The following is a 17,378-nucleotide window of genomic DNA, read 5'->3' as shown; positions in this document are numbered from 1 at the left end:
CAACCTTGGGTACGCCTACCGCAAGCCATCGGCCTTTGCTACCAGCGCGATGAATTCGCCGCGGTACCCGTCGCTATCCGTACCTTGCCCCTGCCGGCCAAGGCGCTCCACGTCACGGAACGAATACCCGTCAATATGCTGCGAATTGCGCAAGAGCATGCCAAACCCCGCAACCGCGGAAGCGAATTTGAACTCATTCGTGGCACGATCCAGCTTCGTTCCTCCATCAACCACGGCGATTTCGCGTTTCACGCTTTCCTCGCCATCCGGATGCTTGAACCGCCACTTCACCGTCATCAGTTCATTCGACGTGCGCCGCGACAGCGTCGGCCCACCCTCCGAAACGGTTTGATACTTCAGCGCGTCGATGCTGCCCTCTGGCGCCTTCTCACCCGCCGGCACGATTTCGTACAGTGCGATGACACTCTGGCCGGGGCCCATTTCGCCCGCGTCTTTCCTATCGTCGTTGAAGTCCCGCGCGGCCAGCGCGCGGTTCTCGTATCCAATCAGCCGGTATGCCACGACCTTCGCGGGATTGAACTCGACCTGAATCTTCACGTCCTTCGCCAACGTAACTAGGGCCCCGCTCATTTGGGAAACCAGCACGCGATGTGCTTCGTTGAACGAGTCGATGTACGCGTAGATGCCGTTTCCTTTGTCGGCAATAGCTTCGAGGTTACTGTCCTTCAGGTTGCCCGTGCCCATTCCCAGCACCGTCAAGAATACGCCGCTCTTCGCTTCGCGCTGAATCAATTCAACGAGATCGCCGCGATCCGTCGTGCCGACGTTAAAGTCGCCGTCGGTTGCAAGAATGACGCGGTTGAGTTCATCTGCGTCGAAATGACGCCGCGCTTCGTCATAGGCCATGCGCAAGCCGTCCGCGCCGTTGGTGGACCCTCCGGCTTCGAGTTCGTCGATTGCCGCGAGAATGCCGCCCTTGTCGTCACAGCGCGTCGACCGCAGGTGCCTGCGGGCTTCGTCCTTGTATGTCACGACGGCGACACTGTCGCGCGCGTCAAGATTGCGCACAAGCAGCTTCATAGCCTCCTTGAGCAGCGGCAACTTGTCCACGTCAGCCATCGAGCCGGAACAATCGAGAAGGAAGACGATGTTTGCGGGTTTGCGTTCGCGCATGTCGACATCGCGCGCATGGAGGGCCACCAGGGCAAGGCGATGGCGCGACTGCCACGGACACTCAGACACTTCGACATATGCGGCAATGGGGTCCTCGCCGGTGATCGGTGGCAACGCATACGTGAAGTAGTTGATCAACTCCTCGACGCGCACAGCATCGATTGGAGGCAGCGCGCCGCCGGTCAGGAACCGGCGCACGTTCGCGTATGACGCCCGGTCAACGTCGACGGCGAACGTGGACAACGGCCGCGTATCCGCGGGCTGAAAGCCGCTTTCCTCGATGCGCTCGTACGATTCCTGTGAAACTGGATACACCGTCTTCATGCGCGCGGGCGCAGGTGGTGGCGCGGGCGCTACCGGGCTGTTCATTTCTACTCGACTGGGATCGCGGCTGGCACTGTATGAGGGCGCGTTCACCGGGGATGGTTCGGACTTCGCGTACTTCGCGGTTGAACATCCATACATCAGCAAGGCAATTGATACCAGCGCCAGCCACTCGTGCTTCGACATGACCTAACCCTCGCGGTTGCGCAGTCGGCTCGACACACTGCTACACGCAAGAATACTTCTCGCCCCAACAAAGTTTCGCGAAGCTTCGCGGAATGGTGTCTCGCCGGGCCTCTACTGCGCGCTGACGAGGATGACGAGCTGGCCTTCGTCAAGGGGAAGGCGGCCGCCAATGACGAGATACTTGTTTGGCGCGATGGCGGAGGTGGTTTCGACCGCGGTCATGGTCTTACTATCGCCGTTGCGAAGGCTTATTTCGTCGACGGCGACGCGCACGCGCAGCCGGCCATGACTGTCTTTGTCGAGCGGCGTCATGCGAAGCGTGTAGCGGTCGGTAATCCGCATGGCCGTTTCGCTGCCAAAGGCCGCAGTGGCTGTTTCAGACTTGACCTTCTTGTATGTGTCGAAGTTCAGCGAGGCGACCGCATCGCGGATGCCGTCGAGGCCGGGTTCAAAGTAGCGTGCGTCGCCGTTGTTCGCGTGCTTCGGTTTCGGAGCGTTGCGCAGGCCCGGCGCGAACCCCTGGCGAAGCAGCGAATTCGTGTCCGACCGTTTCGGCTTGTTTTCCGCGGGCGGCGCGTTGTCCCGCGCGGCGCGGCCCTCGTTCGTGGCCTGGACGGCCAAGACGGAGACGGTGACTTTCTGTGTATCGGGCTGGCCGCCCGCGGCAGCGAGCGCGACAAGTATGACTATTGCGCCAACCTTGGTTACCACACTTCCACCTGACTCGGGGTCATCCACACGACGGCGTTGCCGTCATCCGACGTTTTCGATTCGACATGCACGTCGCGAATCTCGGTATTGACAGACTCAACCTCAATCCCGTCCGCGTTTATGGGCGGCGGCTGCACGACGTTTTTCGACTCCAAGATTACAAACAGTCCCATCGCCACCACAAGCGCGGCGGCGACGAGCGAAACCTTCGCCCAAAGCCAGTGCCCGCGCGCCGGCGTCTCGATGCCTTCGCGAATTCCATTCATGAACGACGCGAACTGCGCGTCGGAAATCTGCGGCGCCGCCGAGACGGCGCGCGCACCATCGCGAAGATACTGCAGATCGGCGAGATACGCGTTGGACTCCGGAGAGGCCGGCGCAGCCGCGCCTTCCGGGAGTTGCCCGTCGAAGTACTCGGCGAATTTCTTTTCGTTCGTGTTCATGTGCCTATCCTCTCGCGAAGCCCATTCGCTTTAAGCTCGCCTGCAATTTCCTGCGCGCGTGGTGCAGCCGGCTCATCACGGTGCCGATGTTGCAGTTCATCACGTGCGCCATTTCCTCGTACGACAGCCCGTCGAACTCACGCAGCACAAACGCCGTACGGTGCTTGAACGGCAGCGCCTCGAGCGCCTTCGTTATCGCGGCGCCCAATTCCTTCGCCTCGACCGAGGCGTCCGGACCGGGCACGACCGATGGCGCGTCGTGCGTTTCTATCGCGTCATTGAATGGGACGGCATCGAGCCGTCGCTTCTTCAAATAATCCTTGCACTGGTTCGCGGTGATTCGCATGAGCCAGGTCTTGAAGCTCGAGTCGCCCCGGAAGCGCGCCAGGGAACGGTGGGTCTTGATGAAGACCTCTTGGGAGATGTCCCACGCCTCCTCTCGGTTTCGGAGGAAGTGGTAGGCCAGCCCGTAGACGTCATTGCGGTACGTCCGAACCAATTCCTCGAACGCCGCGAAATCGCCCGTCTGCGCCTGCGCGACCAGGCGGGCGTCCACATCCGTAACGTCTTGTCCCTTAGCCGGTTCCATCGTGGGTTGGCCGGTCAAGTCCTCGTAGCATACAGCGAGGTCCAAGGCTGCGCTCATGGAGATAGACTCCTCTACTTACCCTTTTAGACGACGCCATTGCCTTTGTATTTAATCTGATGATAGTGCGGTGGAATGTTTAGCATAGATTTGGGTGGGGGGCAAGGAAAAAGGGATTGCGAATTTGCGAGACGAGGGGTAAACTATTGACTATCGAGCAGCGTACTGGGTGACCAGGATGTCGTTAACGTCGCTTCAAGAGAGGTTTATGGAACTCTTTGAAGAGATTGAATATTCAATTCGTCAACTGATTACAATCGCCAACCCAACCGCAAAAGTAAACTATAGATTACATATGAACTCGCCTGCCAAAAGTACCCGGTTCGTCGGAATTCCTGTACGGATCCTGGCGGGCGTTGCGTTAGTGTCGATGCCGCTGGGCTGCGCGACGACACGGTCCGCGCAGATGCCGGCCGCTGACTTCGTCAAGCCGATGGAAGTTACGGCGTACTGTCCGTGCAAGAAATGCTGCGGGTGGCACCGGAACTGGCGGGGTAAGGCGGTGACGACGGCGGGCTACCCCAAGAAGGTCGGGGTAACGGCGAGTGGGGTCAAGGCAAGGGCGGGGACAATTGCCGCCGACACATCCAAGTACCCCTTCGGTACCCAGATGTACGTGCCCGGGTACGGCTATGGGACCGTACAGGACCGGGGCGGGGCCATCAAGGGCGACCACATTGACGTGTTCTTCAAGAGCCACAAAGAGGCCTTGAACTGGGGCCGCGTTCAGCGGGAGGTGTACGTGTGGCTTGTGGGGACCGAGACGGCTATGCGGCGATAACACCATAAAAGAACATATGCGTTCTATGCGGTCGCCGCTGGCGCCGCCTGGCGCTTTAGGCGGGCCTCTCTCCATCCGAAGAATCGAATCAAGGGGGCTGCAACGATAAGCAATCCAAAGGGGATGTACCACGGCTCGTCCACGGCTCGGGGGACATAACTGAGGGCGAAGAGGAGCCAGATGTAGTAAGACCCGGTTGTGTGGAGCACACGCCATGTTTTTGGGCCGATTAGTGCCGCAGTTCGATCTAAGGACGTTAGGGCCATCAGAGCAATGAATCCGTACGCAATTCCCCCGCCAACCAATGTTCCGCCGCCGGGGTACTGATCAGTAACCCTTGGAAATGCGCTAAACAGAGTGACGATTGCCAGCAAGTGGGCGCCGTGGGCCACTGCGAAGGAAACCCCGATGTATCGCCGGTTGTGCAGCAGCCAGCCGGTCCATGGGCGGCCAGCGAGTAGGTGCAGGCTGGAAGCTGTAAACGCCAGTGTGAACAGGGTCACCGAAACGCGCGCCGTATCGCGGATAAGTAGGCCAACCGAGGGTTCATTGAACCCATTTGCTAGAATGACCCAGACACACATGCAGAGCAGGCAAATTGCGACAATCCCCGTCACCCTCCAGCCAGAAATATGCATTGCCCGGTCTCCCGTTCGGCGGCGTTACTTTAGCACGCATCATGCGCACGGGTACGCGGAACAATCGGGACGCTATTGTTTCGGGCTTTGCCCGGCGATCCATGAGAAGATTCGATCCCAATGATCGCTTGGAAAAGAAAACCCATTGGTGGTGAGATTGTGCCCTACATTCGGGTAGATGTGAACAGTAAAGCTCTTTTTTTCCGTGTCGACAAGTTCGCGTATGACATTCGACGAGCGCTTGGCATCCACGACAGGGTCCGCGGCGCCGTAGAGCATTAGCGCTGGAATCTCGAGACTTTTCAGCGCAGGTACAGGGTCATAATCCATGACGCGCGCGTACCATTGCGATCGACGATTGGCCGGGTCGAGCCTTTCAGGTCGCCCGGCAAGTTCATACCATGACGTCGTCCGCGCGGCGGCGATCGCCTGATCTAACTCATCCCATCCCTCGTCCGATTTCAGGACATTCCAGCGCTTGTGGTACAACGCGACTGCTTCGGATATAGCATCCGGCGACGCCCCCCTCCCTCGCAGTTCGACTTCAAGTTCAAATGCGCCCTGTTCTCGCGGGGACATCGGAGGACCGGAAACCGTTATGAGCAGCGCTGCGTGTTCCGAGAGAGTCGCCGCGAGCGGGCCGGTCCAGCCACCTTCGCTGAACCCGATGATACCTATTGCCTGTGAATCTATGTCGTCACGGCGCGCAAGCAATGCGATGCCGGCGGCTGCATCGCGCGCCAGATCGTAGTAGTCCGAGGCCATCCAGTCACCGGACGATTTTCCGGCCCCGCGTTTATCGTAGTGAAGTACGCTAATGCCGTGGGCCACAAAACGGCGGACGTACCGCTTGGCGGTAAACGCGCTTCGCGTTTCCGGCCCTGATCCATGGAGAAGTATAAACGCAGGGAATGGGCCTTCACCTTTGGGCAAGAGAAGCGTTCCGCTCAAACGGACATCGCCGTTTGACCACGACACGTCTTCCTGTCGACCAGCCCAAACGACTTGATAAATCGCGACTGAAAACAACGACGTGCCAAGTAAAGTAATTACCCACCTGCGTTTCGGTGGCCACCATGGCCATGCCAATCTCAGTTTCGCTCGCCCGTTCATGGGTACGTATTCAACTCCGATGTTGTCGCCCTGAACAGAGTTCGAACTTCTCACCATCTCGTTGGATAGCAGTCCGGCAAAAAAGGTTTAGACGAAGGCGGGCGACGCGGGCATGTCGTGTTATTTGAACGCGACGCTCCATTCGACCGGGACAGCTTCGGCACAGGTGAACTCGATGGCGAGGACACGGCCTTCCATTGCGGTCGTTGCCTCGCCGCAGGACACTTTCACGGTAGGCTCGTCGAATCCCTCCGGCACGAATACGCGAAGCTTGTAGACGGTGTTCGCGACGCCATTGAACGCAGCGTCGAGGCGTCGTTCGTCGTCGTGCCAATGTAGCGCAGTAAAGTCGGTAGCTCCTCCGGAGAAATGGCGGCTAGTCGCGAGAAGCATCGGGCGGCCTTCGTATTGCCGGAACGAGAGCAGGCGCACGCCACGCGGCGGCACGGCGACCTGCACCTGTTTCTCCGCGGTGCCGTAGTATTTGTCTTCCCAGAATCCGTAGACGGTGTAGTACGCGTTTGACGCGAGGCCGAGTTCGCGAAAGTCGAGCGTATTGACCTGTTCTTGATCGCTCCAGTTGAACACGCCGACGATCGTCCACTCGCCGAACGCGGCCTTCACCGGCAGGACCCAGATACGCGGATTTTCTTCGCGAAACAGATCGACCGGGCGCGCGGGCCGGTCGAGGACGGGCAACACCTTTTGCAGCGCGGCGATTTCGTTTGGCGCGAGCGCGCTGAAGCGGTCGCCGATTTTCACGATACCGCCGGTAAGCGCCGCGCCGGTGAGCCATGCGATCGATTCGTCGTGCGTCAGCGCGGGCTGCTCGGCAACCTCCCACCGATTGCGCGTTTCTTCGTGCGCAAAGAAGACGCAATCCTGGTCTGCACGCCACACCCACGGCGCGTAGTAATACTTGCGCGCGGCGTTGCTCAGCGACTCGACGGCGCCCCACGGCCATTTATCGGGCGTCTTTCGCCAAATGGGCGCGCAATCGTTGCCGAGGCGCATGCCCTGGGCGTACATACCGGTGATGGGGTGTGGCGCGAGGCCCATGAGGAACTTGTCATTGCCCATCCCCTCGCGAAGCGCCTGCATGCCTTTTCGATAGACCTCGACGCGCGTGAGCGTGGAGTCGTGATACGACTCCGCGAGCGGCAGGTAATACGCGAAGTCCGCTTCCATGATCGCGTCGAACCCCCAATCCTGCGTTACTTTCTTTGCGAGATCGCGCACCCACTCGTATGCGCCGGGCGCTGTGACATCGAGAATGCGGTCCTTCTCCCCCACTACCTGCTTGCCGAGTTCATTGGGCGCACGCAACCATTCCGGGTGCGCCTTCGCCAATGCGCTTTCAACATTCACGCGAAACGGCGCGACCCACAGGCTGGCGGTCATCTGTTTCGCGTGAATCGCGTCGGCAACCGGCTTCATACCGTTCGGAAAACGTTCGGGACTCGGGTCCCAATCGCCGAGCGCGACTTGCCATCCGTCGTCTATGGCCATCGTGTTCCAGCCGTACCGTGCGAGGTTTGTCGAGAGGAACTCGAGGTTTTCGATTACTTTCGCTTCGCTAATGTCGTTACGGTACTCCGTGCTCCATGAGTCCCACCCGTGCGGCAGGAACGACATTTGTTCGCGATTGATATTGTTCGCCGATGCAAGCGCCCACCCGTAGCGTTCGAGACCTTCGAGGACGTTTTCTTCCGATACGCCAAGGTAGAGCGGTTCGGAAACGAGTTGTTGCCCCGGCTGAACGGTGACGGGCGGATCGTAGACACATTCCGCGGCGAACTCGGAGAACCAGTGATCGCGTCCTTTTCCCGACGGCGGCGTAATCCGCAGTTTTCCGTAGCCGGTGGTGTATGCCAGAAAACCGGCCACGAGATTGCGGTCTGTTTTCGAGTTCAGCGCGGCAAGGTTCCACAGGCATTCGCCCGGGCCGGTACGCAGACCGGCGATGCCCGTGTCACCCGGAAACGTCTTGCCGCCTTCGAGCACGGTACACGTTGCGGTGCCGTCGCCGAGCGTGAAGCCGCCGCGCTTACCGTCACCGGCCGTCCATGGCGACAACATCCGGACTCGTACCGGCTCCTTCGTTTGGTTTGTATACGCGACCTGCGCGCAAAAGAACGGTTCGGCGGGATAGATGCGCAACGACCACACGCACTCGCCGCGTTCAATGGTCAAGCCTTGGCCTTTGCCAAGTGCGTCGCTGATGTCATTACGCTTGCTGACATTTCCGGAAACGGGCAATGGCGCCGGCGCTACTTCCCCGTCGAACCAAATCATCGGCCGCGCATTCTCGAAGATCGGATTCCGAGACGAATGCTGCACGTTCGCCTGACCGCTGTTAAGGAGTGTGACCTCGTAGGAACCCGCGCTGGTGCCGCGCGCATCCTTGTTTCGGAAGAAGAATTGCGCGTCGGACGTGACGGCGATGAACATCGCGGCGAGCACAAGGGTCGACCGCGACGCAATGCCACATCGAAGGAAGCACCGTATCGCGCACTTCAATGAAATGGATCTGCACGCCGGATGGGGACGTGAAGGACTGCCATGCAAAGGCGGGACTAAGCCGTGCGGCGGGACCCGATTGCGCATATACTCCCCCTCCCTCCGCGGCACACAACAAAACACCCCTTTTGTTTATCCACGCGATTGGGAGAAAGTTCCCAGCGAACCGGACCCGCCGAACTCCAACGTTACCCGATTGTTATGCGCTTGCCGGTGCGGCTGGATTTGTAGGCGGCGAGCGCGACCTCGAGCGCGGCGCGGCCTGCTGCTCCGTCCATGGTCAGTTTTTCCTGGCCCATCACGACGTCCATCCAGTAGTCGATTTCGACAGGCCAACCGCCAGTGGCCGGCTTGTCGTCAAGCAGTTCCCATTCGCGGACGCTGTCTGTGCCGGCCGACGCCTTACCGCTGCACAATTGGAGTCCGCGGACGTAATCGCAGATCAGCGAACCCTCCGTACCGTACAGCTCGATACCCGTAAAACCGGGCTTGCTCGTCCACCCCACTTCAATGTATCCGAGTGCGCCGCTCGCAAATTCGAGCAGCACGACGGCGTTGTCGTCTACCGGAATGCGCTTGACCAAGGTCGCGACTTTTGCGGAGACGGCGCGAATGGGACCGTAGAGCCACAGCGCAAGATCGATGGCGTGGATGCCCATGTCGAGCATCGCGCCGCCGGCGGAAATGTCCGGCTCGTAAAACCACTTGTCCTTCGCCCAACCAGGATATGGGCCGCCATGCGCGAAGCGGACGCGGAACATGAACGGTTTCCCGATCGCCTTGCGTTGCAGCATCTGCTTGCACGCGAGCGGGCCGCGATAAAGACGGTTGGTAAACCCGATCATGAGTTTCTTGCGTGCCTGCTTCGCGGCGGCGATCATGCGATCCGCTTCCTGCAACGACACGGCGATCGGTTTTTCGCAGAGGACGTGGCATCCGGCTCTTAGTGCCGCAATCGTATTTGCGGCGTGATACTTGTTCGGCGTGCAGACGCTGATAATATCGAGTTTTTCCTTCGCGAGCATTTCCTCTGTCGACGTGTAGCCGCGCACACCCGGAAACTTGTCGGCTAACTCCTTGTGACGTGCCGAAGACGGATCGGCAAACGCAACAAGTTCACAGTGTTTGTTCCGGATGTAGCCCGGCATGTGACAGGCCTGCGCAATCGCGCCCGCGCCAACGATCCCCGCGCGGAAGTGGACGGCACGCGGCATATTTGGGACTCCTTCCCCTCGATGAAACCTTGAGGATAGTACGCGTCGCGAATACGATCAAGGCCGTCACCGGCTTTTACTCGTGCTCGTACTCGTCGTCGCAATCGGCATCTCGAACATCGAACTACGAGTACGATGCCTCGCAGGAGCACGAACCTTCGGAATCCGTAGCGAACGTCCCGTATCGCGCAACGAATTTGCTCATGAATCTTCCGATTTCCTATAGTCTCGCCGGGTCGTGGGGACGAAAGGGTCAAGTCAATGCTCGTACACGCGGTGTACTTTTGGTTGAAAGACGGCTTAACACTGGAACAGACGGCGCGGTTTCGTGGCGGCCTTGAATCGTTGCGCGGGTGCGAGTCCGTGCGGGAAATGTTCGTCGGCGTCCCCGCGGCGACCGACCGGCCAGTGATCGACCGCAGCTATACTTTTGCCTTGGTCGTCATGTTCGACGATCTCGCCGGCCACGACGCGTACCAGGTCCACCCCATCCACAAAGCGTTCGTGGAAACGTTCAGCCCCCTCTGGACAAAGGTGCAGATCTACGACTCGAACTAACTTGCTTCTTTCGCCGCGCTCGCGCCTTGGTCTAGGCCGAGTTGATCCATCTTGTACTTAAGAATTCGGCGCGTGGTACCGAGGGCTTCGGCGGCGCGGGACTGGACGTAGCTGGCTTCTTCAAGGGCGCGGGTGATGAGGTGGCGTTCGACGCGGCGGGTGGCTTCCTCGAGGGTGAGGCCTTCAAATTCGCTGAGCGACGAGACCGCGGCCGGAGCAGACGCTTCCGACGGCTGCGACGGAGTCAAAATACCGGCGAGGTGTTCGGCGCGGATTTCTTCGACCGTCATATTCATGACGAGGATGCGCTCGACCATATTCTGCAATTCTCGGACATTGCCAGGCCACTCATAACGGGTCATGACGTTCATCGCGTCGGGCGCGAATCGCTTCACCTTTGCATTGACGCGCAGGCGCTGCTTCGCGATGAAGAAGTTTACGAGACTTGGAATGTCTTCTTTGCGGCGGCGCAAGGGGGGCGTCTCAATGTTTAGCACGTTGACGCGGTAATAAAGGTCTTCGCGGAAGATGCCCTGCGTGATGGCATCGCGCAGGTTGCGGTTTGTCGCGCAGACGAAGCGCACGTCGACCTCGATTACCTTCGTGCTACCGACGGGATAGAAGCGTCCGTCCTGCAAGACTCGCAATAGTTTCGACTGCGCCTCGAGAGGCATCTCCCCTATTTCATCGAGGAACAGCGTACCGCGGTCCGCGACCTGCATCTTGCCGATGCGCTTTTCGGTCGCGCCGGTGAAGGACCCCTTCTCGTGGCCGAACAATTCGCTTTCGACAAGCTGATGCGGAATAGCGCAGCACGCGACTGCGACAAAGGCCTTGTTCGCGCGCGCGCCACCGGTGTGAATGGCCCGGGCGATGAGGTCCTTGCCCGTGCCGCTCTCGCCGGTGATGAGGACAGTCGAATCGACCTGCATGGCCCGCTTCGCCATCGTGAGGGCCTGAGTGAGGGCAGGGCTGTTGCCAACAATCGACTCGAAGCCCTGAAGTTCCGCTTCGCGCAGCAGCGTGAGCTCGCAGTCCTTCTGGTGATCGGCGAGCGTCTGGTCGACTTTCAGTGCGAGTTCGTCAACGTCGAACGGTTTAATTACGTACTCGCGCGCGCCGCGCTTGATGGCATCGACCGCGGACGAGACCGATTTTACGGCGGTAACGACGATGACCGGGATGTCACGATCGATTCTTGCGATGGCGTCGAGCACTTCCATGCCGGACATCGAGGGCATGACCATGTCGAGCAACACGAGATCGACATGGGTTTCGTTCAGAATCTTGAGCGCGGCGGGTCCATCCTCTGCCTGGAGCACGCGATACCTGTCCGAGAGAATAAGCCGGTACGCTTCCCGGACACTGAGTTCGTCGTCAACGGCCAGGACTGTCTTCATTCATCACCCCCGCTGGTGCGCCGTCCGTTACATGCGCGCCGGATTTCGGCGACCCGCCTATTGGTACCAGAAACACAAAAGTCGAACCGGACTTCGACGACACGAGCCGGAGGTCGCCCTGGTGTTGGCGCATGATGCGGTGCGCCACGCTCAAGCCCAACCCCATCCCGGTTTCGCGCGTGCTGAAAAACGGTAGAAAGACCAGCGGAGCGTTTTCCGCGTCGATGCCGGGACCGGAATCCGACACGGTAACCTCGCAGGCGCCTCCCCGCGCGCGCGTGTCGACTTTTAGTTTACCACCTTCGGGCATCATTTCATACGCATTTTGAATGACATTGTGCAGGGCCTGCGCGAAATACAGCGGGTCCAGTTCGGCGATGGGATTTGACATATCGTAGTCGGTCGTCAGCGAGATGTTTGCCGCGCGGAGCTTGTCCTCGAAAGTACTCAGTACGTTGGTGACGATTTCGTTGACGCTCGACCGCTGGCGGGCGAGTCGAGGCGGGCGCGCGAAGTCGTAGAGCGTCTCGACCACGCGGTTAATGCGCGTAACTTCCTTCTGCACGACGTCGCTGAATTGCGTGCGGAAGTCGGGCGACTCGTACTTCCGCGGGAGCAGTTGCGCAAACGTGTTGATCGCGACGAGCGGGTTTTTCACTTCCTGCGCGACGCGCGCGGACAGGAATTCCCAATACGGACTGCCCAGCACGTCCTCGCCCGCCCGATCGGCGTCGCGCTGCGGGACCTTCGCAAAGATCAACGCCACACCGTGATCGCCCGCGGGCGCCGCGCTGATGCCAAGTGTCGAGCCGGTTGCGGGATCGCGCACTTCCTGCCGCACTAACGGACGGCCTTCGGTCATTGCGCGTAGCGCCACATCCGCAAATGCGGAGCCAAGGCGCTGCACGCTGTAGCCGACGATGTCGTGGCTTCGCATCGCCAGCAACTTCTCCGCGCTTTCGTTCATCATCGACACGGTCTTGTCGGGCGCAACGACCACCACACCGGACGTAAGCCGCGCGATGATCGTGTGAAGCTGGCCGTGCAGATGGCTGACCGTGCTGTAACGGCGCGCATTTTCCAGCGCGACGCCCGCGGTCCGCGCGAGCAGCGCGAGCAGCTCACAATCGTCGCGCGAAAATGCACCGCCGGACGGCGAGTCGCCAATCGCGAATGCACCGACGACGTTTCCGTCCGATAGGAGCGGCACTGCGAGCCGCGCACCGAGCAGCGACATGTCGCGGGCCGCATTCGGATCGGCGACGGTTGCGCGGTCGGTGAGCGCCGGTGACGCTTCCAGCGTTCGCATAAGACCCGCCGTGAACGAGAGGCGCAGCGAATCTGCGACGACAGGCGACAGTCCTTGCGACGCCGCGACGCGAACGGCCCCGTCATTCTCCAAGAGTACTGCGCATCGCGCCACACCAAAGATATCGGCCATGGCCTCGACAAACAATTCGGCGAGGCGCGCCGGATTGTCGAGCATCGCGTTTGCGCGGCTTATCCAACGCAGCGCGGTCTGGTGGCGGTCGACGGTCGCAGGCGCGCTCATTACCGCCGGCAGGAGCATTTGTGTGTGCGGCCGTGGGGCGGGGCTGGCGAGCACTTCATCGATGACGCGATTCAGGTCATCGCACGAGAACGGTTTGGTGACGCAGGCGCTCGCGCCGGCGACGACGTAGCTTGCGCGCGTTTCGGTGTCCCCACGGCCCAATACCGCGATAATCGGCACACCCGGGAGTTCGGCCTGCAACCGACCAAGCGCCTCGATACCCAACTTCGGCGTATCGTCCAAAAAGACCAAATCGGCGGGAACGGTGACCATTCGCCGCAACGCGTCATCCACGCTTCGCTCGATGAATACAACGGACGTTTCGCGCAAGGCCGCACCCAACGCCTCGCGGACCCCCAGTTCCTCGGCCACGACGACTACTGCTCGCATGCTACGCGCCTTTTTGTTCGGAGAGTCGGTGCGCGATGGGGAGCGTGATGACGAATGTCGTCTCTTGACCGGGAGCGCTCTCGACGTAAATGGTCCCGCCGTGCTCCTGCACGATCCCATGCACGACCGACAACCCCAGCCCGGTCCCTTCATCCTTTGTCGTGTAGAACGGCGTGAAGATTCGCTCGAGACTCTCGCTGCTCATCCCGCATCCCGTGTCGGTGACGCGGATTTTGACGCAGTCGATTTCCGGAGCCGAACCCTTGGCGCCACGCCGAACCTGCATGCGTTCGTAGTCCACCCGCACCCGAAGCATGCCGCGCCTTTTTTCGCGCATCGCATCCACGGCGTTCAGCACCAGGTTCAAAAAAACCTGGTGCAACTGCTGCTCGTCGCCGTAGATGTTGACGCGCGGTCCGGGGAAATCCGTCTCAACGGTGATGTTCCCCTTGCGCAACTGGTTCTCAACCAGCACCAGCACCTCTTCTATAATAGCACGGAGGTCTTGCGGTGCGAAAGTGGCAGGCTTGGGCCGCGCGAAATGGAGCAAACGCGTTACGATGGAGTCTATTCGCTCGACCTCGTGCGGCACGATGTCGGTGAAGGTAGCGCGGAAATCGGGGTCATCGTAGCGAAGCGGGAGCAGTTGCGAGAACGTTTTTATTGAAACTAGTGGATTCTTAATTTCATGCGCCATGCCTGCGGCTAACGTGCCTACCGATGATAGCCGGTGCGCCCGCTGAACGTTCTGTTCCAGGCGCTTGACCTGCGTCAGGTCGTAGATCACCACCATCGCGCCCGACAATTCGTCTTCGCCGGTCGTGAGGATTGAAGACGACATCACGACTGGTACACGCTCTTCATCGGGCCGGACGATCAAGGTTTCGTAATCCAGCACCGGCCGCCGGGTCGTCAGCGTCTGTTCGAGTATGTTGGCCACCTGCGGGTTGAGCTGTGAAATGTGGGCGCCCAGTTCGACGGGTCCCAGAATTTCGGACACGCCGTAGTTCACGGTCGTGATCTTCCCGTCGGTGTCGACCGCGATCACGCCGCCGCGCATGCTGCCGAGGATGCGCGCGCGATGCTGGTTGGCTTCATCGAGCTTGCGGTACAGGCGCGCGTTTTCGACGGCGGTCGCGAGCGGGCTGCTCAAGGCCGTGAACGCAGTGACGTCTTCGTTGGTATAGATGTCGCGTGAGTACTTTTGTCCGCAGTTGACGATGCCGACCAGTCCGCTGGTGCGAACCAGCGGGACGCACAGATACGCGTCGAGTTCGGCGAGCATTTCGGCAACCTGCGCCATTTGCTCGGAGGCCCGATCGTGGACGAGCTTCTCGAGCAGAAGCGCTTCGCCCGAGGCGCGAATGTGTTCGATTAACGCGCTGTACTCGTGCGTAACCGTTCCCTTCTCTTCGGGTTTGGTCGAGTGCTCGGTGACGAGCGAATTGGGGTCCTTCTCGTCGACGAGCATTACCCGCACGACGGAAGCGCCGATCGTGGATTGAATGTCGCGTGACACGCGGTCGAGTAATTCGTCGAGTTTTACGCATTCCGCGGCCGTTTTTCCGACGCGTGCGAGGAACTGGTTGAGGTCGTAGCGCCTCCGCATAACGACGCGGTTCAGGATGAGTTGGGCGCGTTCGCGTATCGGTTCGAGGATGAGCACGATTACCAGTGCCGCGATGACGGTGGGCAGGACGGTGCGCAGGTCTTCGCTGACCACGGGGAACACGCTGAGGGCCCACTGTACGAAGGTCACGGAACTGATGAACACCAGCGCCACCGTACCGCTCGATATGGCGAAGACGGCGGTACGCGACAGGATGGTGAGTATGTCGAGCAGATGGTACCGCACCATCGCGTACGCGAAGAAGCCCATCATCGCGACGATGAACACGGGGCCGTACGGTTCCATGTCGTACACGCCGACGAGCGGTCCGACGACATTCGTGAGAACGCCGGTCAACGTTGCGGTAAGAATGCCCAGAAAGACGTGCTGAATCTGGCGCCGTTCTATACCGGCGGAGCGGCGCAGTTTTCGATACAGGTTGAAGTGCATCGAAATGAACACAAGCGCGCACAACGCGGAGAACCCGCTGAGAAGCGGGCCGTAGCGCACTTTCGGCGCCGACCCGGGCGTTAGCGTAATTTCGCGCACGTACTGCGACTCCAGCGTCAGCGAGAGCAGCAATAGCAGCGTCCCCGATACAGCGAGAATACCCAGGAGAACGATCGACCCGTCGAACTTGCCGCGCGGGAAGAGGCTGATGAAGGTGTAATACGCGGCGGGCATGAAGCATGCGAACCAGAAGCACGCATTCACGTAGGTGTGCGCGGCTTCAACGCTGTCCGCGCGCACGACGAGGAGAATTGCGGTGGTCCACAATCCAAGGTCGGCGCACAACGCGATAAACGCCCAATGAACGGCGGTGCGGCGCGATCGGATCAATACGATCGCGGCAAGCAATACGCACGAGACTGCCGAGGCCGCGAGGAACCCCGACGTGATGGCCAGTTCCATTACGCGCACTTCCGCAGAACGACGCCGCTGTGCGTGCCTCCGAAACTCATGGCCGTAACGAGAGCGGAGCGGACATCATTCAGCCGCGATGTGTGCGGGACGTAGTCGAGATCGCATTCGGGGTCGGGTTCATCAAGGTTGATCGTGGGCGGCATGACACCGTGTTCCAGCGCGAGAATCGCCGCGGCGATTCCCAGCAATCCGCCGGCGGCGTAGGGTTGGCCCGTCATGGATTTGGGCGCGCTGATGGGGATGTGGTATGCATGCCTGCCGAGCGCGCGTTTGTATGCGGCGGATTCGCTGCGGTCGTACATGGGCAGCGACACGCCGTGGCAGATTGCCGCGTCCAACTCTTCGTTTCGCATGCCCGCGGCGCGCAGCGCATTCTCGATCGCGCGGGCAAGGGCCTTGCCTTCCTTATCGATGACGAGCGGGTTATTGCCTTCCGCGGCCGCGGCGTAGCCCGCGAGTTCGGCATAGATTCTCGCGCCGCGCGCGCGCGCGTTCGATTCGCGTTCGAGGATCACCGCGCCGGCGCCTTCGCTGAGCACAATGCCGTCGCTATGTTTGTCGAACGGCCGCATCGCCTTCGCCGGATCGTCGTTGCGCTTCGAGACGATGTTCAGCGAACAACTCACCGCCATGGTTAGCGGCGTCAACGGCGATTCGGACGCGCCGACGATGGCCGCGTCGGCGTGACCGTAGCGCAATTGCTCGACGCCCCACTGCAGAACGTCGAGACCTGTGGCGCAACCGCTCGCAATCGTGGTGGCGGGCCCGCGGAACTTGAAGGTCGAACTGACGTTTGCCGTCGCCGCGTGACCCGACGAGGCCGACGACGCAAACTTGTCGATCTTGTCCCACCCGTGTGATTCGAAGGTCTCGCGGTAACGAAGGTAGTGTTCGTCCGGCGCGCCGACGCTGGTTCCGAAACCAACGGCCACGCGCTCGGGCGCGTAGCGCGCGGTGTCGAACGCCGCGTCCGCGTGCGCGAGTTTTGCGCAGGCGACGGACTGGTGTACGTGGCTGTGCCAGCGCTTGACGTCGGCCTTGCTTAGAAAATCCTCGGGATTGAAGTCCCAGAGTTGTCCGCCGATGTGGCAAGGAAAGGGTGACGTATCGAATCGCGTAATGTGGCCGATACCGGACCTTCCGTTTCGCAGCGCGTCCCAAAACGCGGGCATGCCGATGCCGTTGCAGGCGAGAATCCCGGCCCCCGTAATGACAATGCGATCAACCGGCACAAT

General features: G+C 60.5%; 13 protein-coding genes. 2 read left to right on the top strand and 11 right to left on the bottom strand.

Going from position 1 to position 17,378, the window contains the following annotated elements; genetic code table 11:
• Positions 1 to 15 precede the first annotated feature (15 nt).
• The 4 genes from HUU46_04195 to HUU46_04180 all read right to left on the bottom strand — a co-directional run bounded on the left by HUU46_04195 (position 16) and on the right by HUU46_04180 (position 3,444).
• Positions 16 to 1,503, bottom strand: coding sequence for a VWA domain-containing protein (locus HUU46_04195; protein ID NUM52825.1), 1,488 nt, complete (start codon positions 1,501 to 1,503; stop codon positions 16 to 18).
• A gap of 252 nt (positions 1,504 to 1,755) precedes the next feature.
• Positions 1,756 to 2,355, bottom strand: a complete 600-nt coding sequence (locus tag HUU46_04190) for a hypothetical protein (GenBank protein ID NUM52824.1) — start codon at positions 2,353 to 2,355, stop codon at positions 1,756 to 1,758.
• Positions 2,349 to 2,798 carry a hypothetical protein gene (locus HUU46_04185; GenBank protein NUM52823.1) on the bottom strand — a complete coding sequence of 150 codons (450 nt, stop codon included), beginning with the start codon at positions 2,796 to 2,798 and terminating at the stop codon, positions 2,349 to 2,351. The genes HUU46_04190 and HUU46_04185 overlap by 7 nt, the downstream gene beginning before the upstream one ends.
• Positions 2,799 to 2,802: 4 nt before the next feature.
• Entirely contained in the window at positions 2,803 to 3,444 is a 642-nt protein-coding gene (locus tag HUU46_04180) for a sigma-70 family RNA polymerase sigma factor (GenBank protein NUM52822.1), read from the bottom strand.
• Between the two features lie 295 nt (positions 3,445 to 3,739).
• On the opposite strand from HUU46_04180, the gene HUU46_04175 reads away from it, so the two are divergent.
• Positions 3,740 to 4,225: a 3D domain-containing protein gene (locus HUU46_04175; GenBank protein NUM52821.1), complete on the top strand. Its 486-nt coding sequence runs from the start codon at positions 3,740 to 3,742 to the stop codon at positions 4,223 to 4,225.
• Positions 4,226 to 4,935: 710 nt separating this feature from the next.
• On the opposite strand, the gene HUU46_04170 is transcribed toward HUU46_04175, so the two are convergent.
• The 3 genes from HUU46_04170 to HUU46_04160 all read right to left on the bottom strand — a co-directional run bounded on the left by HUU46_04170 (position 4,936) and on the right by HUU46_04160 (position 9,710).
• Positions 4,936 to 5,814, bottom strand: a complete 879-nt coding sequence (locus HUU46_04170) for an alpha/beta hydrolase (GenBank protein ID NUM52820.1) — start codon at positions 5,812 to 5,814, stop codon at positions 4,936 to 4,938.
• Positions 5,815 to 6,096: 282 nt separating this feature from the next.
• Complete coding sequence (locus HUU46_04165) at positions 6,097 to 8,439, bottom strand: alpha-galactosidase (protein NUM52819.1); 2,343 nt, start codon at positions 8,437 to 8,439, stop codon at positions 6,097 to 6,099.
• 245 nt (positions 8,440 to 8,684) lie between these two features.
• The gene (locus HUU46_04160) at positions 8,685 to 9,710 is read right to left on the bottom strand and encodes a Gfo/Idh/MocA family oxidoreductase (GenBank protein ID NUM52818.1); all 1,026 of its coding nucleotides are present in this window, start codon (positions 9,708 to 9,710) and stop codon (positions 8,685 to 8,687) included.
• Positions 9,711 to 9,971: 261 nt separating this feature from the next.
• On the opposite strand from HUU46_04160, the gene HUU46_04155 reads away from it, so the two are divergent.
• Positions 9,972 to 10,268, top strand: a complete 297-nt coding sequence (locus HUU46_04155; protein ID NUM52817.1) for a Dabb family protein — start codon at positions 9,972 to 9,974, stop codon at positions 10,266 to 10,268.
• Here the strand turns inward: HUU46_04155 and HUU46_04150 are convergent.
• From HUU46_04150 to HUU46_04135, 4 genes are read right to left on the bottom strand one after another with little or no spacing between them, the layout of a single operon-like run.
• Positions 10,265 to 11,668 carry a sigma-54-dependent Fis family transcriptional regulator gene (locus HUU46_04150; GenBank protein ID NUM52816.1) on the bottom strand — a complete coding sequence of 468 codons (1,404 nt, stop codon included), beginning with the start codon at positions 11,666 to 11,668 and terminating at the stop codon, positions 10,265 to 10,267. The genes HUU46_04155 and HUU46_04150 overlap by 4 nt on opposite strands.
• Positions 11,646 to 13,610: a GAF domain-containing protein gene (locus HUU46_04145; protein ID NUM52815.1), complete on the bottom strand. Its 1,965-nt coding sequence runs from the start codon at positions 13,608 to 13,610 to the stop codon at positions 11,646 to 11,648. The genes HUU46_04150 and HUU46_04145 overlap by 23 nt, the downstream gene beginning before the upstream one ends.
• A 1-nt stretch (position 13,611) precedes the next feature.
• Positions 13,612 to 16,131 (bottom strand): GAF domain-containing protein, encoded by a 2,520-nt coding sequence (locus HUU46_04140; GenBank protein ID NUM52814.1) that lies wholly within the window; start codon positions 16,129 to 16,131, stop codon positions 13,612 to 13,614.
• Positions 16,131 to 17,375, bottom strand: a complete 1,245-nt coding sequence (locus tag HUU46_04135; protein ID NUM52813.1) for a beta-ketoacyl-[acyl-carrier-protein] synthase family protein — start codon at positions 17,373 to 17,375, stop codon at positions 16,131 to 16,133. Before HUU46_04135 ends, HUU46_04140 begins: the two co-directional genes overlap by 1 nt.
• Positions 17,376 to 17,378: the final 3 nt, after the last annotated feature.

The sequence above is a fragment of the Candidatus Hydrogenedentota bacterium genome, assembly GCA_013359265.1.
Lineage (GTDB): Bacteria > Hydrogenedentota > Hydrogenedentia > Hydrogenedentales > SLHB01 > JABWCD01.
This window is presented reverse-complemented; position numbering and strand designations above follow the sequence as displayed.